Origin of the sequence: Sphingomonas sp. NFR15, assembly GCF_900103265.1 — a bacterium.
GTDB lineage: Bacteria > Pseudomonadota > Alphaproteobacteria > Sphingomonadales > Sphingomonadaceae > Sphingomonas > Sphingomonas pollutisoli.
This window is the reverse complement of sequence record NZ_FMWX01000009.1, coordinates 88,285-109,665: the sequence shown is the minus strand read 5'-3', so window position 1 is coordinate 109,665 and position 21,381 is coordinate 88,285. Positions and strand designations below refer to the sequence as shown.

The following is a 21,381-nucleotide window of genomic DNA, read 5'->3' as shown; positions in this document are numbered from 1 at the left end:
CACTCTCAATCTTCGTCCGTCTCGGCCTGCTCATCGGCGAGGTTCAGCGGGTGTGCCGGCTGGATCGTCGACACGGCATGTTTGTAGACGAGCTGCGACATGCCATCGCGCTGGAGCAACATGCAGAACAAATCGAACGCGGCAATGTGTCCCTGCAACATCACACCATTTACGAGGAACATCGTCACATTGTCATTGGACTTGCGCACCGCGTTGAGGAAAATTTCCTGGAGCAGCGGCTGCTTGCGCTGGGCCTCGCCGACCGCATTGACGATCGCGGCGATATCCACCGCGCTCGACGGCATGATCGTCGAGATGGCATGCTTGTAGATGAGCTGCGATTGCCCGTCGCGGCGCAGCAGCACGGAGAAATTGTCGAACCAGGTCACAATGCCTTGCAGCTTGACGCCCTTGACGAGAAACATCGTCACCGGCGTCTTGGAGCGGCGCAGCGCGTTGAGAAAGAGATCCTGTAGGGAGGCTGGTTTGTCGGCCATCGGTCGATCCTTGTTCTTGGCGGGTTTTTCCCGCAGCGCGCCATTTACGGCGTCGGTTGTGCGATTGTCGCGCCGCCAATCTAGGCGCGCGCGGCGGTTTCGTCCACTATTCCTCTCGGCCTTCGGTGATGCCGAGCAATTTTAGCTTCCGGTGCAGTGCGGAACGTTCCATGCCGATGAAGTTCGCGGTACGCGAGATGTTGCCCGAAAAGCGCTTGATCTGGACACGCAGATATTCGCGCTCGAAGGTTTCGCGCGCCTCACGCAGGGGCGATCCCATGATGGCAGTCGCGCCGCTGCCGAGCTCGCCGGGGTCGCCCAGCACCTCGCTCGGCAGCATGTCCAGGTCGATGCGGCCGATCCGGTCGCCCGGTGCCATGATGATGACGCGCTCGACGATGTTGCGAAGCTGGCGCACGTTGCCCGGCCATTCATAGGATTGCAGCGCGACCATCGCATCTGGCGCGATCTCCGGCGTGGGAACGCGGCGCTCCGCCGCGTAATGCGCGACGAAATGCGAGATCAAGGCCGGGATGTCCTCGCGCCGCTCTGCGAGCGGCGGGATCTGCACCGGCACGACGTTGAGGCGGTAATAGAGATCCTCGCGAAAGCGTCCCTCGGATATCTCATAAGCCAGATCGCGCGACGTCGCCGAGACGACACGGACATCGACCTTGACGACGCGCGTGCCGCCGACGCGGGTGAAGCTCTGGTCGGTCAGGACGCGCAGGATACGTGCCTGCGTCGCGATCGGCATGTCGGCGATCTCGTCGAGGAACAGCGTACCGCCATGCGCCTGTTCGAGCAGCCCCGAGCGGACGAGATCCCCTCCCTCCTCCACCCCGAACAGTTCCTCGTCGACGCGCTCCGGCGTCATGCGTGCGGCGTTGACGATGACGAACGGCGCATCGGCGCGCTGGCTCCAGCCGTGCAGCAGCCGCGCCGCGATTTCCTTCCCGACGCCGGCCGCACCCATCACCAGCACGCGGCTGCCCGTGGCGGCGACGCGCTTCAACGTCGCGCGGACCGCGTTGATCGCGGCCGAATTCCCCGTGAGATCGGCGTCACGGGCGGCGACGGCGCGCAGCGACGCGACCTCGCGGCGCAAGCGCTCGGTCTCGGTGGCGCGCGCGACCATCAACAGCAGGCGTTCGGCCTCGAACGGCTTTTCGATGAAATCGGCGGCGCCGCGCCGGATCGCGGCGACGGCGGTGTCGAGATTGCCGTGGCCCGATATCATCAGCACCGGGATGGTCGAATCACGCCGCTTGATCTCGTCGAGCAGATCGAGCCCGTCGAGCCGCGAGCCGTGCAGCCAGACGTCGAGCAACACCAATGACGGCCGTCGCATCGAGATCGCCTCGAGGGCGGCATCGCTGTTGGCCGCGGTGCGCGTGCCATAGCCTTCGTCTTCAAGAACACCCGCGACGAGATCGCGAATGTCATGCTCGTCATCAACGATGAGGATATCGAGTGCCATAGGTCAGGTCCGGTTCTGGTTGTAGTCGGGCGCGCGGCTTTCGGAGGCGGGTGCCTCCCCGGCGTCCAGCGCGGCGAGCGCCACGGTATCGAAGCGGATCGTCACGCAGGTGCCGCCGCCTTCGTTGTCGGCGAAGCTGATCGTGCCGAAATGCTCCTCGACGATCTTCTTGACGATCGCCAGCCCGAGCCCCGTTCCGCGCGCGCGCGTCGTTACATAGGGTTCGACGATCCGGTCCCGCGCCGCGGGGAGGCCGATGCCGCTGTCTCGAACGACGATCGTGGCGGCGTCGGCTTCCTGCGTGAGCATCATCGACACAGCGCCCGCCGCGCCCTCGCCTTTCGCCTCGATCGCCTCCACCGCGTTCTTGACGATGTTGGTGAGGGCCTGGCCGATCTGACGGCGGTCGCACACGAGCATCGGCCCGGGCTCGTCATATTGGAGCATGAACCGGATCGTGGGGTGCGCGACCTCATGCAGGAACAGGGTCTGTCGCGCGATGTCGAGCAGGGATTCGCTGCGAAACACCGGCTTGGGCATGCGTGCGAACGAGGAGAATTCGTCCACCATCCGCCGCAGGTCGCCCACTTGCCGGACGATCGTGTCGGTCAGCCGCGCGAACGTGCCGTCATCCGCCGGGATCTGCTTGCCGTAGCGGCGTTGCAGCCGCTCGGCGGCAAGCTGGATCGGGGTGAGCGGATTTTTGATTTCATGCGCGATCCGGCGCGCCACGTCCGACCATGCGGCGCGGCGCTGATCGAGCAATTGGCCGGTTATATCGTCGAAGGTCAGGATCGGCCCCTCGCCCGCGCGGGTGATCTTCACAGCGAGCGTCTTGGCCTCGCCGGTCGCATCCACCTCGACGATCGCCTCGCGGTCTTCGCTCGCGATCAACGCGCCGAGTTCGGGCGACACGAGCGATAGCGGTTTGCCGACGAGATTGTCCTCACCAGTCTTGAGCAAGGTCGCCGCCGAACGGTTGATGAGGCGGATGGTGCCGTCGTGCGAGATCGAGATGACCCCGGCGGTAACGCCCGACATCACCGCTTCGATCAGCGCCCTGCGGCTCTCGAGCGCGCTGGTCTGTGCCTGCAACCGGCTCGTCATCTGGTTGAACGCGTTGGCGAGCGTGCCGACCTCGTCGCGTTCCTCGCGCTCGGGCACGCGCGCGGTGAGATCGCCGTCGGCGATCAGCCGCGCGGCACCGACCAGTTCGTCGATCGGCCGGACCAGCCGGTCGGCGACGGTCAGCGCGATCCACACAGCGACACCGACGATCAGCAGCGCCACTGCGAACAGCGCGGCGTTGAACTGGAGTTGCAGCGCGCGCGCGCGCGACTGAATACCGCGGTAATCCTTGAGCACATCCTCGGCGGCAACATGCTGCTGGTTGAGGAAGTCCGCGTTCTCGCCGGTACCGACATACAAATACAGGTTGTCGGACCCCGGCAGGGCGGTGACGACCCACACCATATCCTTGGCGAGATCGACATAGGCACGGTTCTGCCGTTTGACGATGCTCAGGATCTTCGGGTCGGCGCGCTTGGCGAGGACGGCGAGATCGGGCACCGCCACCACCGTGATCGGCTCGATCCCCGCCTCGGGAGTATAGCGGAACACAGCGGCCTGACTGAGACTGCGTTGATAGGTCTGATATTGCAGGAACGTCGGGAAGCGCGGCGAGCCGACGGGAATTTGCGCGGCCTCGCTCGCGATATCCGCCGCCATCACGCGCCCTTCGTTCGACCAGCGCGTGATGATCTCACGCTGCGAATCGCGGACCATATTCATCGAGGCTTCGAACGAACTGCGCGCCCGGTCGGAAACCCAGAACTCGATGCCCGACTGAAACATGAACGAGGCGGCGATCACCGTCAGCACGATCGGGATGCTCGCCAGTAGCGAGAAGATCGCCACCAGCCGAACGTGGAGCTGGCCGCCCCCCGCCACCGCCGAACGCTGGGCGCGATGCCGTGCGATGCGCCGGCCGGCGAGGATGATGAGCGCGACCAGCGGCAGCAAGTTGGCGAGCAGCAGAAACGCGCTCAACGCCGGCGGCACCATACGCTCCGTCAGGGCGTGCGTGCGGATGACGGAGTAGGTCGCGATCGAGATGGCGACCATGATCGCCAGCGCCGCCAGCTCCATCGCGGCGGCGAATTCGGGGAACCGAAATACGCGGTCTTTGGAACTCGAGGCTACGCGCAACACCATCGTGTTTTCCTTACAACGTCGCCGTTGCAAAGAAAACACACTAATCGTTCATGTCGGCGGATCCACGCCCCGCCCCGCCGTCACCCCGGGGCCTTGCGATATCATGCACATAGCAGATACGCGAACGCCGCCGCACACCGATCGTGGTCAAACGAAGCGTGCGCGGCGGCGGCCACAATGTCGAGTTTGCCGGTGATCTGGCGAGCGTTGCCGCCGTGACCGCCGACGAAAGGCTTACTTCTTGCCGGAGAGCGACAAGCCGCCAAACCGCTTGTTGAAGCGTGCGACCTGACCGCCCGCGTCGAGCATCTGCCCCTTGCCGCCGGTCCACGCCGGATGCGCGAGCGGATCGATTTCAAGCTGCATCAGATCGCCTTCCTTGCCCCAGGTCGAGCGCGTCTCGAACGTGGTGCCGTCGGTCATCTGGATCTTGATCATGTGGTAATCGGGGTGGATGTTGCTCTTCACGTCGTATCTCCGGTGAAAGCCGCTGGTTTCCGACCAGCGGCGAAGGCGCGGCCCCTATCAGAGCCGCGCGGGCAGTGCAACTCAGGCGTTACGCAGCGCGAGCCAGCGTCGCAGCGCCACCACCGCCCAGATAGCCTCGACCACGCCGAACGGCCACGCACCCTGCAGGAAGCCGTAAATCGACCCGAGCACGCAACCGGCGGCGAAGCCGAGCGTCCACCACGACGACCGGCTTTCCAGAGCGTAACACACCAAGGTGAAGGACAGCGCAAGCAGCCCGAACCAGGTCAGCGCGCTCACGAACGCTATGCCTTGGGCGGATCGGCGATCATTGCGGTGAAGTTCGCTTCCGCCGCGAGCTGCCCGTCGATCGTCGCTCTCCCAGCGAACTTGCAGACGCTGCTGCGCTTCTGGACGAATTCGACCTCGAGCTTGAGCAACACGCCCGGCTCGACCGGCTTGCGGAACTTCGCGCCGTCGATCGCCATGAAGTACACGAGCTTGCCCGACCCGGCGAGGCCGAGACTCTCGACCGCGAGCACGCCGGCGGCTTGCGCCAGCGCCTCGACGATCAGCACGCCCGGCATAATCGGGCGACCGGGGAAATGTCCCTGGAAGAAGCCCTCGTTGATCGTCACCGCCTTGATTGCCGTGATCGACCGGTCGAGGATGATCTCCTCGACACGATCGACCAGCAGCATCGGATAGCGATGCGGCAGCGCCGCCATGATCCGCGCGATATCGAGCGGGCCGGTGGTGCGGACTTCGGCTGCGTCAGTCATCGCGTGGCGATCAACGACCCTGCGGCGCGGGCTTGGCCGGCGTAGCGGCGCCCGGTGCGGCCGCCGCACCCTGCTGGCGCTGCATCGCGCTGTAATAGACGAGTTGCTGATAGCGCTGGAAGAGCTGGCCCGTCTGCTGGCTCGGCTGCCAGTTGGCGGGCGGCGTGACCGAGACGGTCGGCGTCTGGCGGTCGAGTTCAGCCTTGATCTCGTCGGTCAGATCGGCGTCCGGCGCGTTGTACTGGATCGTGCCGGCCGAAAGCAGCAAGCTCACCTTCTTGGCGGCGACCACGGCCTTCATCGCGGCATCATACTTCATCGCGATCTGCTCGATCGCATAGGCCTGGGCGAGCGTCGCGGGCTGGCGCAAGCGGCCGACTTCCTGCTGGCCAGCCTTCTGCGCCGCTTCGAGCTTGGCGAGCGCCGGGTTCTTGGCGGCCTGCGCGGCCTGCACTTCGGCGTCGGAAAGCTGCTTGTCCTTGTTGGTATCGATCGGAGCGATCAGTGCCTGCAACTCGGTATCGAGCGCCTGCTGCCGCGCACGCGCCTGATCGAGTTGCGCCTTGTAGGTGGTCGCGATCGTCTGGTTCGCGGCGTCGAGCGCCTTGGCGCTGAGGATCACCGACTCCGGATCGGAAAAGGCGATGCCCGAAACCTGCGCGGTGGCCGTGGTGGCTGCGAATGCGGCCGGAACGACGACGGCGCCGCCGATCAGGAGCTTCTTGAACGTGTTCATCAGAATTGTGTCCCTACGTTGAATGTAACAAGCTTGGTATCGTCGCCCTTCACCTTCATGAGAGCGTAAGCGACGTCGATCCGAAGCGGTCCGAACGGCGAGTTCCAGTTCACGCCAGCGCCGACCGAAACGCGCGGCTGCGCCGAGTTGCCCAGGAACTGTTCCAGGAACGGCGCGGTCGTGGTCGTCACCGCGGTGTTGACCGACGAGCCGACGCACGTGCCGCCGGGCGCCGCATAGCCGATCTGGCATGTCGTGGTGAGTCCGCCGTTGGTCGCATCCGTCGAAGGCACCGCAAAAAGCGGCTTGCCGGTTTGGCTGTCGAGCGCCTGCTGAACCAGCGGAAGCACGGTGGCGCGGCCCGTGACGGGGTCGATCGTGGTTGGGAAACTGGCGGTCGCAAGCGGTTTGGTCACGCCCCACAACGCGCCCGCCTGAACGTAGATCGACGGCCGCAGGCCGAGTTCACGCGCACCCGAACCGAGCGGGATCTGCACCTCGAGCCGACCGACGTAATATTTGTTCCCGCCCAACGCGTCGTCGACGATGCTGTTCCGGTCGGTGACGAGAATCTGCTTGCCCGAGGCGTCGGTGGTGTACGGCGTGCGCGTCACGCGAGGACCGACGCCGCGGATGTCGAAACCGGGGAAATCAGGCTCGCCGAGGTAGAAGCGGTCGGTGATCCGCACCTTGTCGACGCCCGCCGGCTTCTTGCCTTCGAGCGAGAAGATGTAGCCGCCTTCGACATGCAGCGAGCCGATGAAGCCCGCACCGAGGTTCTTGTACTTCGTCGCATCGACGCGCGTGCGAACGTAGCGGACGTCCCCGCCCAACCCGGCGAAATCCTGGCTGAGACTGAACTTCTGCCCCGCCGTGGGCCGCAAGCGGCTGTTGAGCGAATCGAAGATCAGCGAATAGCCGACCGACGACGTCCAGCGGTTGCCGATCGCCTGGCACAGATAGCTGCCGGCGGCGAGGACGTTACAACTGCCGTCGGAGTTGAAATATTGCCTGTCGAGACCGACCTCATCATAGGTGAGGCCATAGCGCGCCGCAAGCGACCAATATTCGGTGAGCGGCACGCCCGAGCGGATCTGGAAGCCGGTCGAGACCTGCGTGTAGGTCGTCTGGCGCTGATCGCCGACATAGTTGAACGCGTTGTAATCGCGCCGGAAGATATCGCCGCCGATGGCGATGTTCTTGTTGAAAAGATATGGCTCGGTGAAGCCCAGGTTGACCGACTTCGAATAGCTCGAATAGTTGACGCTGGCGCGCAGTTCCTGTCCCTTGCCGCGAAAGTTGCGCTGCGTGATCGACGCCTGGATGATGAAGCTCTCGAGGCTCGAATAGCCGGCGGACAGCGACAGCTCCCCGGTCGATTTTTCCTCGACGTTGGCGTCGAGGACCACCCGGTCGGGCGCCGAGCCTTGGCTCTGCTTGATCTCGAACTTGTCCTGGAAATAGCCGAGCGAGTTGATGCGGTCCTGCGAGCGCTTGACCTGGAAGCTGTTGAACGCGTCACCCTCGGCGACGCGGATTTCCCGGCGAACCACCTTGTCCTGCGTCTGCGTGTTGCCGGTCACGTTGATCCGCTCGACATAACTGCGCTTGGCTTCGGCGATGTGGAAATTGATCCCCATCGTCAGCGTGTCTTTGTCGCGGTTGAATTCGGGGTTCGTGTCGGCGAAAGCGTAGCCGACCAGACCAGCCGACTGGTTCAGGCTGTCGACCGTGTCCTCGACCTTCTTGGCGTCATACCAGTCGCCCTTCTTGATCGAGAGACCAGCCGCGACCTTCTTGCCGTCGAAGTCGCGAATGTCGCTATCGACCGTCACGTCGCCGAACTTGTAACGCTTCCCTTCCTCAACCACGTAGGTGATGATGAAGTCCTTCTTGTCGGGCGTAAGCTCGGCGACAGCTGAGGTGACGCGGAAGTCGGCATAGCCGTTGGTCAGATAGAACTGACGCATCTTCTGCTGGTCGTAGGCGAGGCGATCCTGATCGTAGCTCGTGTTCGAGCTGAGCAGGGTCGTGAGCCGCGCTTCCTTGGTGGCCATCTGGCCGCGCAGCGTCTTGTCGGAGAACACCTCGTTGCCGAGGATGTTGATCTGCCGGACCTTGGATTTCGGCCCCTCGTTGATCTCGAAGATGATATCGACACGATTCTGGTCGAGCGTGACCATCTTCGGTTCGATCGCCGCCGCGAACCGGCCCTGACGGCGGTACAGTTCGACGATCCGCGCGACGTCCTGCCGGACGGCGGTCCGCGTGAAGATCTGGCGCGGCTTGAGCTTGATCTCCTTGGTGATCTTGTCTTCCTTCAGGCGCTTGTTGCCCTCCAGGATCACCCGGTTGATGATCGGGTTCTCGCGCACGCGCAGCACGATGTTGCCGCTCTCGACACCGCTGATCGACACGTCGGCGAACAGGTCGCTCGCCAGCAGATCCTTGATCGCCTGATCGAGCAATTCGTTGTTGTAGGCGATGCCGACGCGCAGCCGCGTGTAAGATAGCACCGTCTCCGGTTCGATGCGCTGCGAGCCTTCGACGCGGAGCGTGAGGATCTTCTTGGCGTTGGGATCGCTGACCACCACCGCCGCACCGGTCGTCGGCGCTGGCGGCATCGGAATCGGCTGCGCCGCACCGCGCGGGTCCGCGCCGCGCTGACCACCGCCACGATGCCCGCCGCGCATGCCGCCCTGGGCGTCGGCCGCGCTCGGCATCGTGGAAAGCACCGTACCCGCCAGAAGCGTGACGAGCGCATGCTTTCCGAACGTCGAAACCTTGATCGCTGTCACTTCCCACCCCAAATCGGAGAAAATACTCGCGGACCGCAACACCGCGAACCCGCCCTGCCCCACCTTCGTCAGCCGATCAAGCCGGTGAGGTTTTTCCAGAGCCCAAACGATCCCAGATCGTTGAACGTCACCATCAACATCAAGGCCAGCATCGCCGCAAGCCCGCCACGGAAAGCCCATTCCTGTACGTGGATCGGCACCGGACGGCGCCGGATCGCTTCTATCGCATAGAAAAACAAGTGCCCGCCATCGAGCACAGGGACTGGCAAGAGGTTGATGAATCCCAGGTTAATCGAGATTACCGCGATCATCCAAATGAGCGCAGGGGCGCCGAGCGAAAGCTGCTCGCCCGACACTTTGGCGATACGCAATGGCCCGCCAAGCTCGTCCACCGACCGCCGCCCAGTCAGGATCTGGCCGAGCCCGTCGAGCGTACCGCGCAGGATTTCCCCGGTCATCTTCGCACCGGCGAGCGGTGCTTCGATCAGGCTGACCGGACGCAGCACCGGTTTGGCCGGGCCGATGCCGAGCAAACCCTTGCGGAATTCATTGCCGAACGCGTCGCGCTGGACGAGCGCGCCAATCGTCACCTCACGGCTGATCGGCTGGCCCTCGCGTTCGAAGCGGATGTTCACGCGCTCATCCGGGCGAAGCACGGTATATTGGGCGAGATCGGCGAAGGTGCCGACATCCCGACCACCGAGGCTGGTGATGCGGTCGCCCGGCTGGAGCCCGGCGCTCGCCGCCGCGCTCTTGGGGGCGACGACCCCGATCACCGCCGGCGTGGCGTCCACGCCATAGGTCAGCGCGAACCCGCCCAGGATGATGACGGCGACGATGAAATTGGCGATCGGCCCAGCCGCAACCACGATCGCGCGCTGCCACACCGGCCGCGCGTGCAGCGTCCTGGCGCGTTCCTCGGGCGGCAGCAGTAGCCAGTCGGCGCCGGGCTGGCTCGCGGCGTTCATGTCGCCCGCGAACTTCACGTAGCCGCCCAGCTGCATCCACGAGAATTTCCAGCGCGTGCCACGCTTGTCGGTGACGCCGAACACCTCTTGGCCGAAGCCGATCGAGAAAGCGTCGATCTTCACGCCGAACAGCCGCCCGGCGAGATAATGCCCCATTTCATGCAGGAAAATCAGCGGACCTATCACCAGCGCGAACGCGAGCACGGTCAGCAGAAAGCCGGGGCTGTGGGTCACGCAACACAATCCTTCACTCGCTCACGCGCGATCACCCGCGCCTCCGCGTCGACGGCAAGAACGTCGGCGAGTGCGCCCGGCGCGGGCGGATCGTAGCGGACCAAGGTATCTTCAACGATTGCGGCAATTTCGAGGAAGCCGATCTGCCTATCGAGAAACGCCGCGACGGCAATTTCGTTAGCTGCGTTGAGGATCGCAGGGCGTGCGCCGCCCGCGTCGAGCGCCTCGCGCGCGAGGCGGAGTGCCGGGAAGCGTACCGCGTCGGGTGCCTCGAAATCGAGCCGGCCGATCTTGACGAGATCGAGCGGCGCCATTGGCGTCGCCATCCGGTCCGGCCAGGCGAGGCAACTCGCGATCGGCACGCGCATATCGGGTGGCCCGAGCTGAGCGAGCGTCGAGCCATCGACATATTCGACCATCGAGTGGATCACCGATTGGCGATGCAGGATGATCTCGATCGCGTCGTGCGGCACCGGGAACAGGCGCGCCGCCTCGATCAGTTCGAGCCCCTTGTTCATCATCGTCGCCGAATCGATCGAGATTTTCGCGCCCATCGACCAGTTCGGGTGGGCGACCGCCTGCGCGACGCTCACGCCGCCCATTTGCTCGAGCGACCAGTCACGGAACGGACCGCCGCTGGCGGTGAGGATGATGCGCCGCACCCGGCCGGGGCGCGTCACGTCGAAACACTGGAAGATCGCGTTGTGCTCGGAATCGGCGGGTAGCAGCGTCGCGCCGCTCTTCGCCGCCGCCGCCAGCACGACATCGCCCGCCGAAACGAGCGGTTCCTTGTTGGCGATGATGACCGTGCGGCCCTGCTCGATCGCCGCCAAGACCGGTTCCAGCCCCGCGCAGCCGACGATCGCGCCCATCGTCACGTCGGCGCCCAGTTCGGCGGTGTCATGGACGGCCTGAGCGCCGCCCGCCGCCTCGATACCGGTGCCCGCCAGCGCGGTGCGCAGCGCATCCAGACAGGTCTCGTCGGCGACCACGGCGCGCTTGGCGTTGGTCCGCACCGCAGCTTCGGCGAGCTTGGTGACGTCGCGGTGCGCGGTCAGCGCGAGAACCTGGAACGCGTCCGGTTCGCGTTCGACCAGATCGAGTGTCGAGCGGCCGACGGAACCCGTCGCCCCCAATATCGTAACCGTCTTCATCAGGAATAAAATCTCGGAAAAATGACCAGAAACGCTGCCACGGGCGCCACGGGCACCAGCCCGTCGAGCCGGTCTAGCACGCCGCCGTGGCCGGGAAAAATGCTGCCGCTATCCTTCACGCCAGCACGGCGCTTAAGCCAGCTTTCATAGAGATCCCCCCCTTGTGCGATCACCGCGAGGAACGGCGTGGCGAGGGTGAGCCGAAGCGGCAGGCCGTACATCGCATGCATGAACATGCCGAACAGGGCCGCCATCGCCATCCCGCCGAGCAACCCCGCCCAGGTCTTGTTGGGACTGATCGCAGGTGCGAGCTTCGGCCCGCCGATCAAGCGGCCCGCCGCATACGCGCCGATATCGCACGCCCACACCAGCGCCAGCACCCATAGCGTGAAGACGATGCCATCCTTCTGCTCGCGGATCACCAGCAGCGCGAGTGTCGGCAGCCCGACGTAGATCGCCCCCACCGCCAGCATCGGGCGTTGCGTGACGATCACGATGAAAAAGCCGGCCCCCGCCAGCAAGCCAAGCGTGAAGAAACTCGGCCCCGCCATGATCGGCGCCATCACCGACAAGGGGACGAACAACGCGAGTTGCGCAAGCCGCTTGGTCGCGGCGGGCGTCGCTTGAAGATCGGCCCATTCGGCCATCATCAGCACGCCGAGCGTCACGCATACGAGCCAGAACACGAAATCGCCGGCGATGATAGCGCCCAGCGCGACCGCGATCAGCGCGATGCCGACGATCGTTCGCAGCGCGAGTTCGGAGGGCCGCTTAGGCGCCCCGGTCTCTTTCACAAGCCCCCGAACCGGCGCTGGCGCTGACCGAAAATCGCGACCGCGTCCGCCAGCGCGTCACCGTCGAAATCGGGCCACAAGGTCTCGGTGAACAACAGTTCGGCATAAGCCGCCTGCCACAACAGGAAGTTCGACAGCCGAACCTCGCCCGAGGTGCGGATGAGCAGGTCGAGCGGCGGCAAATCGTGCGTGTCGAGTTGCGATTCGATCAGCCCGGTGTCGATCGTCGCGGGATCGAGTTCGCCCCGCACCGCCCGCTCGGCGAGCCGGCGCGCGATACTGGCGAGTTCGGACTGCGATCCGTAATTGAGCGCGACGGCGAGGATCGGCCCGGTGTTCGACGCCGTCCGCGCGATCGCGTCATCGACCATCACGACCAGGTCGGGCGAGAATCGGCGGTAATCGCCGATCACCCGCAGGCGCACATTCTCGCGAACCAGTTCATCGAGGTCGGAGCGGATGAAGACGCGCATCAACGCCATCAGGTCGCTGATCTCATCCTCCGGGCGCCGCCAATTTTCGGACGAGAAGGCGTAGAGCGTCAGTGCGTCTATGCCCATCGCGCGCGCGGCGCGCGTCACCCGGCGGACCGCGTCGATACCCGCCTTATGGCCCGCGACGCGCGGCAGGAAGCGCTTCTTGGCCCAGCGGCCATTGCCGTCCATGATGATCGCGACATGGCGGGGCACCGCTCCACCATCGGCCATCCGCGCAACCGGGGCAGGCCGGGTGCTCACTTGCCGAGGATTTCCTTTTCCTTTGCCGCCGCCGCCGCGTCGATATCGGCGATCGTCGCGTCGGTGAGCTTCTGCACCTCGGTTTCGTGGCGTTTGCGCTCGTCCTCGGAGATCAGGCCCTTCTTCTCATCGGCCTTGAGGCTGTCCATGCCATCACGGCGCACGTTGCGCGCGGCGATGCGCGCGCCTTCGGCATATTTTCCGGCGAGCTTGGCGAGCTCCTTGCGGCGCTCCTCGGTCAGGTCCGGGATCGGCAGGCGCAAGGTCTGACCATCGACGATGGGGTTGAGGCCGAGCCCGGCCGAGCGGATCGCCTTGTCGGCCGGGCCGACGTTGCCCTTGTCCCAAACCTGAACCGAGATCATGCGCGGCTCGGGCACCGACACGGTTGCAATCGTGGTGAGCGGCATGTGCGACCCATATACCTCGACCGTGACCGGATCGAGCAACGAGGCCGAGGCGCGACCGGTGCGCAGGCCACCGAGGTCATGCTTCAGCGCTTCGACGCTGCCCGCCATGCGGCGTTCGAGATCGGCCTTGTCATAGGCGGCCATGCTTATTCTCCTTGAGCCTGAACGACCGTCGACACACCCTCGCCCCGCAGGACGGCGGCGAGATTGCCATGCTCGCGGATGTTGAATACGACGATCGGGATATTGTTGTCGCGGCAAAGCGCGATGGCGCTCGCGTCCATCACCTTGAGATCCTGCGCCAGAACCGTGCTGTAAGTCACCGTTTCATAACGCTTTGCTGTAGGCACCTTCTTCGGGTCGGCGTCATAGACGCCGTCAACCGACGTGCCCTTGAACAACGCGTCGCACTTCATTTCCGCAGCCCGCAGGGCGGCGCCGCTGTCGGTCGTGAAGAACGGGCTGCCGACACCTGCGGCGAAGATCACCACCCGGCCCTTTTCGAGATGCCGTTCGGCGCGCCGGCGGATGAAGGGCTCGCACACTGACTGCATCGGGATAGCCGACTGCACGCGGGTATCGACGCCGATCTGCTCGAGCGCATTCTGCACTGCAAGCGCGTTCATCACGGTCGCGAGCATGCCCATATAGTCGGCGGTCGCGCGCTCGATGCCTTTGGCGGCGGCGGACAATCCGCGGAAGATGTTGCCGCCGCCTACGACGACGCACAATTCATACCCGGCAGCGCGGGCATCGGCGATCTCGCCGGCAACGCGGGCGGTAACGGCGGGATCGATCGCCAGCCCTCCCTCGCCCATCAGGACTTCGCCCGACAATTTCAACAGGATGCGTTTGAACCTAGGATCGCTCACGGGATTCCATCATGCTGAGGGGCGGGTGCGCGCGGACCTTAGTCGCGGCCCTTCGCGATTGGAAGCGCGGAAACCACGCAGAACATATCGTCTTGTCGCGCAGACGATAAAAGCCACCCGCCGCCGATGATCGGCGGCGGGTGGCGTGGAGCGTTACGCCTTGGCGGGAACGCCCGAGGCGGCGGCGACTTCGGCCGCGAAGTCGCTGACTTCCTTCTCGATGCCTTCACCGAGCTGGAAGCGCACATAGTCCTTGAGCACGATTGCCGTGCCCGCCGCCTTGGCCGCGGCGGCGACGACGTCCTGGACCGGCGTCTTGCCGTCCATCACGAATGCCTGGGTAAGCAGGGCATTCTCGCGCAGGAACTTGTCGACCGGACCGCGGATGATCTTCTCGGCGACCTCGGGCGGCTTGCCGGCGATCTTGTCGGCATTCTTCTCCTTGGCGATCGCGGCTTCGCGCTCCACGATGGCGGGGTCGATCCCGTCGGCATTCAGCGCCAGCGGGAACGCGGCGGCGATGTGCATCGCGATCTGCTTGCCGAGCGGCTCGAGCACATCCGCGCCCGCTTGGCTCTCCAGCGCGACGAGCACCCCGATCTTGCCGAGGCCGGGCGCCTGTGCGTTGTGGATGTACGGCACGACCGCGCCGGCCGAGACTTCCAGCCGCTTGGCGCGACGGATCGCCTGGTTCTCGCCGATCGTGGCGATGTTGGTGACGAGCGTCTCCTCGACGGTCTTCTCGCCGAGCGAGGTCGCCTTGATCGTGTCGAGATCGTCGCCCATTTCGAGCGCGACTGACACGACATCGCGCACGAACGTCTGGAACTGGACGTTCTTGGCAACGAAATCGGTCTCCGAATTCACTTCGACCGCCGCGCCCTTGGTGCCGGCCACTTCCACGCCGACGAGACCTTCGGCCGCGGTGCGGCTCGACTTCTTGGCGGCAGCGGCGAGGCCCTTGGCGCGCAGCCAATCCATCGCGGCATCCAGATCGCCGGCGGCTTCGGTGAGCGCCTTCTTGCAATCCATCATGCCCGCGCCGCTCTTTTCGCGCAGGTCTTTCACCGCAGCGGCTGTGATATCGGCCATCTCGAATTCCTCTTGGCTTTTGCAGATATGGGAAAGGACGGGATAGGGCCGCGCCCTACCCCGTCCATATGTCAGTTCAACGACGCTCAGGCGTCGAGCTGGCGCTCGGACTCGGCAGCCATTTCGACTTCAGGCGCGACCGGCGGAACGTCGCCCGGCTCGGCGGCCGGCGTCTCGACCGTCAGCGCTTCCTCGACCGGCGGACGCTCCATCGCGCCGAAATCGACGCCGCGGCGCGCGACCTGCTCATGACCGCCACGGGTCGCGGCGATTGCGACCGCTTCACAGTACAGGCGGATGGCGCGGCTCGCGTCGTCGTTCGCCGGCACCGGGAACGCGATACCGTCCGGCGAGACGTTCGAATCGAGGATCGCGACGACCGGGATGCCGAGCGTGTTGGCTTCCTTGATCGCCAGCTCTTCCTTGTTCGCGTCGATCACGAACATCACGTCGGGGATGCCGCCCATGTCGCGGATGCCGCCGAGCGACAGTTCGAGCTTGTCCTTCTCGCGGGTGAGCTGGAGCACTTCCTTCTTGGTGAGGCCGTGCGTGTCGCCCGAAAGCTGCTCTTCGAGCGCCTTCATGCGCTTGATCGAGTTCGAGATCGTCTTCCAGTTGGTGAGCATGCCGCCCAGCCAGCGATGGTTGACGAAGTGCTGGCCGGCACGGCGGGCCGCGTCCGCCACCGGCTCCTGCGCCTGGCGCTTGGTGCCGACGAACAGCACCTTGCCGCCAGCGGCGGTCGATGCGCTGATGAACTCGAGCGCGCGCGCGAGCAGCGGCACGGTCTGCGAGAGGTCGAGAATGTGGACGCCATTGCGGTCGCCGAAGATGTAGGGCTTCATCTTCGGGTTCCAGCGGTGGGTCTGGTGGCCGAAGTGCGCGCCCGTTTCGAGCAATTGCTGCATGGAGACGACAGGTGCCGCCATAAGATATTCCTTTCCGGTTGTGCCTCTGGGAAGCGAGTCATCCATGAGGGGAACCCTCCGGACACCGGTGTATGTGCTTCCCATGCGGTGTGAAGGCGGCTCCGTTAGCCGAGCTTTCCCGCAAAATCAAGCTTGACGAACGGTACAAACATGGAACATAACGCGCTCATCAGCGGTACGTGGAACATCGCCGGGGCCTGAAGCTTTCTGATCTTCGACTTCGCGCGTAAACAGGAAGTTGAGCAATGGTCGCAATTCTCGATTGCATGGTCTTCGCCGCGGCGTTCACGGCGGCCGTTTGGGTTTTCGCTTTCACCCTCGTACCAGCCTTGCCGCGTATCGCCGCGCTGCTGCGTGGCGAGGTCGAGATGGTCTCACCCGAGCCATTCGTCGTGGTCAGCGATCGTCGCCTGCGGGCGCGCGTGCAATCGGCACGGCAGATCCGGCCTGCGTCGTTTCGCGAAGCCGCTTGATGCGCCGATAGGCGGCGATGCTGAACGGCAGCGTCGCGAGATAGCACACGCACAAGGCTGACAGGGTGTGCCACGGCGCCGAGATCAGCGCGGCGCCAAGCAACACGACGACCGCGATCGCCTCGAAGCGGATGTGATCGCGAAGCTTGAGCGATCCCCAACTAAAGGTCGCGACGCTCGACACCATCAGCGTCGCCATCAGCGCGACCCAGGGCAGTACTATCGCCGGCGAGCGGAACCAGGGTTCGCCGGTCCAGAACCAGAGGTACATCGGCAACATCGCCAGCGCGGCACCGGCTGGCGCGGGCGCGCCGGTGAGAAAGCCAGCCGACTTATGCGGTTGCTCTCTGAGGTCGATCGCGGCGTTGAAGCGCGCGAGGCGCAATGCGCAGAATACCGCGAACACCATCGCGCATAGCCAGCCGACGCGCGGCGCATCCTTGAGCGACCAGAGGTAGAGGATCACCGCTGGCGACACCCCGAAAGAAACCGCATCCGACAGCGAATCGAGTTCGGCGCCGAACCGGCTTTCGCCGCGCACCAGCCGCGCGACCGTCCCGTCGAGCCCGTCGAGCACGCTCGCGATCATGATCATCGTCACGGCCGCTTCCCAGTCCGACGAGATCGCGTAGCGAATGCCTGTCAGCCCGAAGCACAGCGCCAGCGCCGTGACGGCGTTGGGCGCGACCGCCCGCAACGGCAGGCCGCGCCGCGTGCGGCGGAGTGGGCGCCGCATCCTAACGCAATGCCTTGGCGGTGTGAATCACTGCGAGATGCCGGTTGCGACAATGCCGCCAACCCGGCCGAGCACCGTCTCGCCCGCGATGCTGCGCTGGCCGAGCGCGACCTGACAGGCGCAATCGTCGGGCAGGTAGACATCGACGCGACTGCCGAAGCGGATCAGCCCGATCCGCTGCCCGCGTGCGACCATGTCCCCGCTCTTGACGAAGGGGACGATCCGCCGCGCGACCAGCCCCGCGATCTGGGTGAAGCCGATCCGGCGGCCGTCCCGATCCTCTACGACGATGTGCTGGCGCTCGTTCTCCTCGCTCGCCTTGTCGAGATCGGCATTGAGGAATTTGCCCGAGATATAGACGACCTGGCGAATCGTTCCAGCGATCGGCGTCCGATTGATGTGGACGTCGAACACCGACATGAAGATCGAGACCCGCACCAGCGGCAGGTCGCCGAGACCGCCGGGTCCGGCGATCTCGCGTGGCACGGGCACGCGCTCGATCATCGTGATGAGACCGTCGGCAGGCGCGATCACCAGCCCCTCGGCTTGGGGGGTCACACGGATCGGATCGCGGAAGAACAAGGCGACCCATGCGGTCACCGCGATCATCGGCCAGGTCAGGATCGGCACGAACAGCCACACCGCGAAGGTGAGCGCTGCGGCGATCAGCACATATTTGCGCCCCTCCGGGTGCATGTCGGCGAACCGCCATTTGACGGTAGAGGTGGCGATTTCGGGTTTTTCGAGCGAAGGCATGGCCGCAGACCTACGCCGCCGCGCCGGCCAACACAATCACCGCCGCGACCGTCGGCGGTGGTTGATCCCGCGCGGGCTTGCTCCTAGACGCATCGCCAAACTCCTCCTGCACAAGAGAGACAAAATGGCGAAGATCAAGGTGAAGACGCCCGTCGTGGAAATCGACGGCGACGAGATGACGCGGATTATCTGGCAGTGGATCCGCGAGCGGCTCATCCTCCCCTATCTCGACATCGATCTCGAATATTACGACCTCGGCGTACAGAAGCGCGACGAGACGAACGATCAGATCACGATCGATAGCGCCAAGGCGATCCAGAAATATGGTGTCGGCGTGAAGTGCGCGACGATCACCCCGGATGAAGCGCGCGTCGAGGAATTCGGCCTCAAGCAGATGTGGAAGTCGCCCAACGGCACGATCCGCAACATCCTCGGCGGCACGATCTTCCGCGAGCCGATCGTCATCTCCAACGTCCCGCGCCTGATCCCGGGCTGGACCAAACCGATCGTCGTCGGCCGCCACGCGTTCGGCGATCAGTATCGCGCGACCGATTTCCTCGTCCCCGGCCCCGGCAAGCTGCGCCTCGTGTTCGACGGTGCTGACGGCACCAAGATCGACCGCGAAGTGTTCGATTTCCCGTCGCCCGGTGTCGCGCTCGCGATGTACAACCTCGACGATTCGATCCGCGATTTTGCGCGCGCCTCAATGCACTACGGCCTCAACCTCAAGTGGCCGGTGTACCTGTCGACCAAGAACACCATCCTCAAGGCCTATGACGGCCGCTTCAAGGATCTGTTCGCCGAAGTGTATGAGACCGAGTTCAAGGACAAGTTCCAGGAAGCCGGCATCACCTATGAGCACCGCCTGATCGACGACATGGTCGCCTCGGCGCTCAAGTGGAGCGGCGAGTTCGTCTGGGCGTGCAAGAACTATGACGGCGACGTCCAGTCGGATCAGGTCGCCCAAGGCTTCGGCTCGCTCGGCTTGATGACCTCGGTGCTGCTGACGCCCGATGGCAAGACCGTCGAGGCCGAGGCGGCGCACGGCACCGTCACGCGCCACTTCCGCATGCACGAACAGGGCAAGGCGACCTCGACCAATCCGATCGCGTCGATCTTCGCCTGGACGCGCGGCCTGATCTACCGCGGCAAGTTCGACGGAACGCCGGAAGTCACCAAGTTCGCCGAGACGCTGGAGAAGGTCTGCATCGAGACCGTCGAGAGCGGCAAGATGACGAAGGATCTGGCGCTGCTGATCGGCCCGAACCAGGCCTGGATGACCACCGAGCAGTTCTTCGAGGCGGTCCGCGTCAACCTCGAAGCCAAGATGGGCGACATCCTCGCCGCCTGATGCCGTATGTGGCCGCTCGCCGTGGGCGAGCGGCCACCCCGTACCGCCAGCCTTCTGACGATATTGTCATGGTGATCTCAGTCACCGGCTGACAAACCGGATCTACTCTGGCTAGATGCCGGTCATGGCATTGGCGCTCGATAATAACGGACTGAGCGACACGCTCGTCATCCTCGGGGCCGCCGGCCTCATCATCCCGACGTTCGCGCGGTTCCGGATCAGCCCGGTCATCGGCTTCATCCTGGTCGGCGTCTTGGTCGGCCCGGCGGGATTGGGCGCGTTGGTCGGCCAGTATCCGTGGCTCTATTACATCACGATCTCCGACGCGCATGCGATCGAGCCGTTCGCCGAGTTCGGCATCATCCTGCTGCTGTTCTCAATCGGTCTGGAGTTGTCGTTCAAGCGGCTTTGGGCGATGCGCGGGCAGGTGTTCGGTAACGGTGCCGCCGAATTGATCGGCTCGGGCGTCCTCATCGGCACCGCCTTGCATTTGTTGGGCCAGGATTGGCCCGGCGCGATGGGGCTCGGGTTCGCGCTCACCCTCTCCTCGACCGCGCTCGTCCTACCGATCGCGGGGACCGCGAGCGCGGTCGGCCGTTCGGCGTTCGCGATGCTGCTGTTCGAGGATCTAGCGCTCGTCCCGATCATCTTCGTGCTCGCGGCCTTCTCGCCCAACGCGGCCGGTGGTGACTGGGCCTTCGTCGGAGTGCTGGCGCGCGGGCTGATGACGGTGGCGATCATGTTCGTTGGCGGCCGGCTGATCCTGCCGCGGCTGTTCGCGCAGGCGGCGCGCACCAAGAGCCCCGAACTGTTCCTCGCCGCGTCGCTGCTGGTCGTGATCGTGGCGAGCCTCGCCACCGCGGCGGCCGGTCTCTCGCCGATCGTCGGTGCGCTGCTCGCCGGGTTGCTGATCGCCGAGACCGATTATCACAGCGAAGTCGAAGTGATGACCGCGCCCTTCAAGGGGCTCGCGCTCGGCGTGTTCCTGCTTACCGTCGGCATGAGCCTCAACCTGCGGCAGATCGCGGACAATTGGGCGGCCTTGCTGCTCGGCATCCTCGGCGTCATCCTCGTCAAGACCGTGGTGACGTTCGCGCTGCTCAAGCTCGGCGGGGTGAAATCCGGCATTGCCGCCGAAACCGGTGTGCTGATGTCGAGCCCGTCGGAGACGACGTTGATCGTACTCGGCACGGCCGCGCAAGCGGCCCTGATCGCACCGTCCACCGCCGCCTATTGGCAGACGGTGACGGCGATCGGCCTCACGATCACCCCGTTGCTCGCCTGGGCCGGCCGGCGCGTGGCGGCCCGGATCGAGCGCCGCAGCGGTGGCGGCGATGCGCCCGAATTGATGATCCCGCGCGAAGGGCCGGGCACGGTCATCATCGGGTTCGGGCGGGTCGGGCGGATGGTGGCCGACATGCTCGCGACCCACAACCAGCCCTACGTCGCGGTCGAGGCCGATATCGACACGGTCACGGCCGCGCGGCGCGATGGCTATCCGCTCATCTTCGGCGACGTGTCGCGCCCCGAACTGGTCGATCGGCTCAACCTCGGCCGCGCGAAGGCGCTGATCCTGACGATGGACGACCCGGTGCTGACGGTGCAGATGACCCGTCGCGTGCGCGGTTGGGTGCCCGATCTGACCATCATCGCGCGCGCGCGCGACATCGGCCACGCCGCCGAATTGTACCGTGCGGGCGTGACCGATGCCGTACCGGAAACGCTGGAAAGTTCGCTGCAACTCTCGGAAGCCGTGCTGACCGACCTGGGGGTGGCGGTCGGTCCGGTGATCGCCTCGATCCACGAGAAGCGCGACGAATTGCGTCAGGGGATCAAGGAAGCGGCCAATCTCGACCGCGCGCCGAGACTGAGGCGCGTGCGCATGGGCGAAGGCTGACCC

The 21,381-nt window shown here is 65.1% G+C and carries 20 protein-coding genes; 2 read left to right on the top strand and 18 right to left on the bottom strand.

Annotation, left to right across the window (positions count from 1 at the left end; genetic code table 11):
• Positions 1–5: 5 nt before the first annotated feature.
• The 18 genes from hfq to BLS81_RS17940 all read right to left on the bottom strand — a co-directional run bounded on the left by hfq (position 6) and on the right by BLS81_RS17940 (position 18,130).
• Positions 6–533 carry an RNA chaperone Hfq gene (hfq, locus tag BLS81_RS18025; protein ID WP_256326328.1) on the bottom strand — a complete coding sequence of 176 codons (528 nt, stop codon included), beginning with the start codon at positions 531–533 and terminating at the stop codon, positions 6–8.
• Between the two features lie 70 nt (positions 534–603).
• Positions 604–1,977: a nitrogen assimilation response regulator NtrX gene (locus tag BLS81_RS18020; RefSeq protein ID WP_093225954.1), complete on the bottom strand. Its 1,374-nt coding sequence runs from the start codon at positions 1,975–1,977 to the stop codon at positions 604–606.
• Between the two features lie 3 nt (positions 1,978–1,980).
• A complete protein-coding gene (locus BLS81_RS18015) occupies positions 1,981–4,191 on the bottom strand; it encodes a sensor histidine kinase NtrY-like (protein ID WP_093225953.1) in 2,211 nt (736 codons plus the stop codon).
• Between the two features lie 234 nt (positions 4,192–4,425).
• Positions 4,426–4,659, bottom strand: coding sequence for a 50S ribosomal protein L31 (gene rpmE / locus BLS81_RS18010; RefSeq protein ID WP_093225951.1), 234 nt, complete (start codon positions 4,657–4,659; stop codon positions 4,426–4,428).
• An 81-nt stretch (positions 4,660–4,740) separates the two neighbouring features.
• Complete coding sequence (locus tag BLS81_RS18005; protein WP_093225950.1) at positions 4,741–4,959, bottom strand: hypothetical protein; 219 nt, start codon at positions 4,957–4,959, stop codon at positions 4,741–4,743.
• Positions 4,960–4,964: 5 nt separating this feature from the next.
• Entirely contained in the window at positions 4,965–5,441 is a 477-nt protein-coding gene (gene fabZ, locus BLS81_RS18000) for a 3-hydroxyacyl-ACP dehydratase FabZ (RefSeq protein ID WP_093225949.1), read from the bottom strand.
• Positions 5,442–5,451: 10 nt separating this feature from the next.
• The gene (locus BLS81_RS17995; RefSeq protein WP_093225948.1) at positions 5,452–6,177 is read right to left on the bottom strand and encodes an OmpH family outer membrane protein; all 726 of its coding nucleotides are present in this window, start codon (positions 6,175–6,177) and stop codon (positions 5,452–5,454) included.
• Positions 6,177–8,975, bottom strand: coding sequence for an outer membrane protein assembly factor BamA (gene bamA / locus BLS81_RS17990; RefSeq protein WP_371128302.1), 2,799 nt, complete (start codon positions 8,973–8,975; stop codon positions 6,177–6,179). The genes BLS81_RS17995 and bamA overlap by 1 nt, the downstream gene beginning before the upstream one ends.
• Before the next feature lie 68 nt (positions 8,976–9,043).
• Positions 9,044–10,177 carry an RIP metalloprotease RseP gene (gene rseP, locus BLS81_RS17985; RefSeq protein WP_093225946.1) on the bottom strand — a complete coding sequence of 378 codons (1,134 nt, stop codon included), beginning with the start codon at positions 10,175–10,177 and terminating at the stop codon, positions 9,044–9,046.
• On the bottom strand, positions 10,174–11,331 hold the full coding sequence (locus BLS81_RS17980; protein WP_093225945.1) for a 1-deoxy-D-xylulose-5-phosphate reductoisomerase: 1,158 nt from the start codon (positions 11,329–11,331) through the stop codon (positions 10,174–10,176). The genes rseP and BLS81_RS17980 overlap by 4 nt, the downstream gene beginning before the upstream one ends.
• The gene (locus BLS81_RS17975) at positions 11,331–12,125 is read right to left on the bottom strand and encodes a phosphatidate cytidylyltransferase (protein ID WP_093225943.1); all 795 of its coding nucleotides are present in this window, start codon (positions 12,123–12,125) and stop codon (positions 11,331–11,333) included. Before BLS81_RS17975 ends, BLS81_RS17980 begins: the two co-directional genes overlap by 1 nt.
• Entirely contained in the window at positions 12,122–12,832 is a 711-nt protein-coding gene (locus tag BLS81_RS17970; RefSeq protein WP_093225941.1) for an isoprenyl transferase, read from the bottom strand. Before BLS81_RS17970 ends, BLS81_RS17975 begins: the two co-directional genes overlap by 4 nt.
• 26 nt (positions 12,833–12,858) lie before the next feature.
• Positions 12,859–13,416, bottom strand: coding sequence for a ribosome recycling factor (frr, locus tag BLS81_RS17965; RefSeq protein WP_093225940.1), 558 nt, complete (start codon positions 13,414–13,416; stop codon positions 12,859–12,861).
• Between the two features lie 2 nt (positions 13,417–13,418).
• On the bottom strand, positions 13,419–14,090 hold the full coding sequence (pyrH, locus tag BLS81_RS17960) for a UMP kinase (RefSeq protein WP_275504744.1): 672 nt from the start codon (positions 14,088–14,090) through the stop codon (positions 13,419–13,421).
• A gap of 207 nt (positions 14,091–14,297) precedes the next feature.
• The gene (gene tsf, locus BLS81_RS17955) at positions 14,298–15,236 is read right to left on the bottom strand and encodes a translation elongation factor Ts (RefSeq protein ID WP_093225937.1); all 939 of its coding nucleotides are present in this window, start codon (positions 15,234–15,236) and stop codon (positions 14,298–14,300) included.
• 86 nt (positions 15,237–15,322) lie between these two features.
• Positions 15,323–16,165: a 30S ribosomal protein S2 gene (rpsB, locus tag BLS81_RS17950; protein WP_093225936.1), complete on the bottom strand. Its 843-nt coding sequence runs from the start codon at positions 16,163–16,165 to the stop codon at positions 15,323–15,325.
• 396 nt (positions 16,166–16,561) lie between these two features.
• Complete coding sequence (locus BLS81_RS17945; RefSeq protein WP_093225934.1) at positions 16,562–17,374, bottom strand: CDP-alcohol phosphatidyltransferase family protein; 813 nt, start codon at positions 17,372–17,374, stop codon at positions 16,562–16,564.
• Positions 17,375–17,401: 27 nt separating this feature from the next.
• A complete protein-coding gene (locus BLS81_RS17940; protein ID WP_093225932.1) occupies positions 17,402–18,130 on the bottom strand; it encodes a phosphatidylserine decarboxylase in 729 nt (242 codons plus the stop codon).
• Between the two features lie 124 nt (positions 18,131–18,254).
• On the opposite strand from BLS81_RS17940, the gene BLS81_RS17935 reads away from it, so the two are divergent.
• Both BLS81_RS17935 and BLS81_RS17930 read left to right on the top strand, forming a co-directional pair.
• Positions 18,255–19,481 (top strand): NADP-dependent isocitrate dehydrogenase, encoded by a 1,227-nt coding sequence (locus BLS81_RS17935; protein ID WP_093225931.1) that lies wholly within the window; start codon positions 18,255–18,257, stop codon positions 19,479–19,481.
• A 124-nt stretch (positions 19,482–19,605) separates the two neighbouring features.
• Positions 19,606–21,378 carry a cation:proton antiporter domain-containing protein gene (locus BLS81_RS17930; protein ID WP_093226030.1) on the top strand — a complete coding sequence of 591 codons (1,773 nt, stop codon included), beginning with the start codon at positions 19,606–19,608 and terminating at the stop codon, positions 21,376–21,378.
• Positions 21,379–21,381 lie beyond the last annotated feature (3 nt).

What these genes read in the sequence shown, in the direction of transcription:
- BLS81_RS18020 (WP_093225954.1), bottom strand. Translation starts at nt 1,977, where the DNA reads ATGGCACTCGATATCCTCATCGTTGATGACGAGCATGACATTCGCGAT.
- BLS81_RS18015 (WP_093225953.1), bottom strand. Translation starts at nt 4,191, where the DNA reads ATGGTGTTGCGCGTAGCCTCGAGTTCCAAAGACCGCGTATTTCGGTTC.
- fabZ (WP_093225949.1), bottom strand. Translation starts at nt 5,441, where the DNA reads ATGACTGACGCAGCCGAAGTCCGCACCACCGGCCCGCTCGATATCGCG.
- BLS81_RS17995 (WP_093225948.1), bottom strand. Translation starts at nt 6,177, where the DNA reads ATGAACACGTTCAAGAAGCTCCTGATCGGCGGCGCCGTCGTCGTTCCG.
- BLS81_RS17980 (WP_093225945.1), bottom strand. Translation starts at nt 11,331, where the DNA reads ATGAAGACGGTTACGATATTGGGGGCGACGGGTTCCGTCGGCCGCTCG.
- BLS81_RS17970 (WP_093225941.1), bottom strand. Translation starts at nt 12,832, where the DNA reads ATGGCCGATGGTGGAGCGGTGCCCCGCCATGTCGCGATCATCATGGAC.
- frr (WP_093225940.1), bottom strand. Translation starts at nt 13,416, where the DNA reads ATGGCCGCCTATGACAAGGCCGATCTCGAACGCCGCATGGCGGGCAGC.
- pyrH (WP_275504744.1), bottom strand. Translation starts at nt 14,090, where the DNA reads ATGGGCGAGGGAGGGCTGGCGATCGATCCCGCCGTTACCGCCCGCGTT.
- tsf (WP_093225937.1), bottom strand. Translation starts at nt 15,236, where the DNA reads ATGGCCGATATCACAGCCGCTGCGGTGAAAGACCTGCGCGAAAAGAGC.
- rpsB (WP_093225936.1), bottom strand. Translation starts at nt 16,165, where the DNA reads ATGGCGGCACCTGTCGTCTCCATGCAGCAATTGCTCGAAACGGGCGCG.
- BLS81_RS17945 (WP_093225934.1), bottom strand. Translation starts at nt 17,374, where the DNA reads ATGCGGCGCCCACTCCGCCGCACGCGGCGCGGCCTGCCGTTGCGGGCG.
- BLS81_RS17940 (WP_093225932.1), bottom strand. Translation starts at nt 18,130, where the DNA reads ATGCCTTCGCTCGAAAAACCCGAAATCGCCACCTCTACCGTCAAATGG.
- BLS81_RS17935 (WP_093225931.1), top strand. Translation starts at nt 18,255, where the DNA reads ATGGCGAAGATCAAGGTGAAGACGCCCGTCGTGGAAATCGACGGCGAC.
- BLS81_RS17930 (WP_093226030.1), top strand. Translation starts at nt 19,606, where the DNA reads ATGGCATTGGCGCTCGATAATAACGGACTGAGCGACACGCTCGTCATC.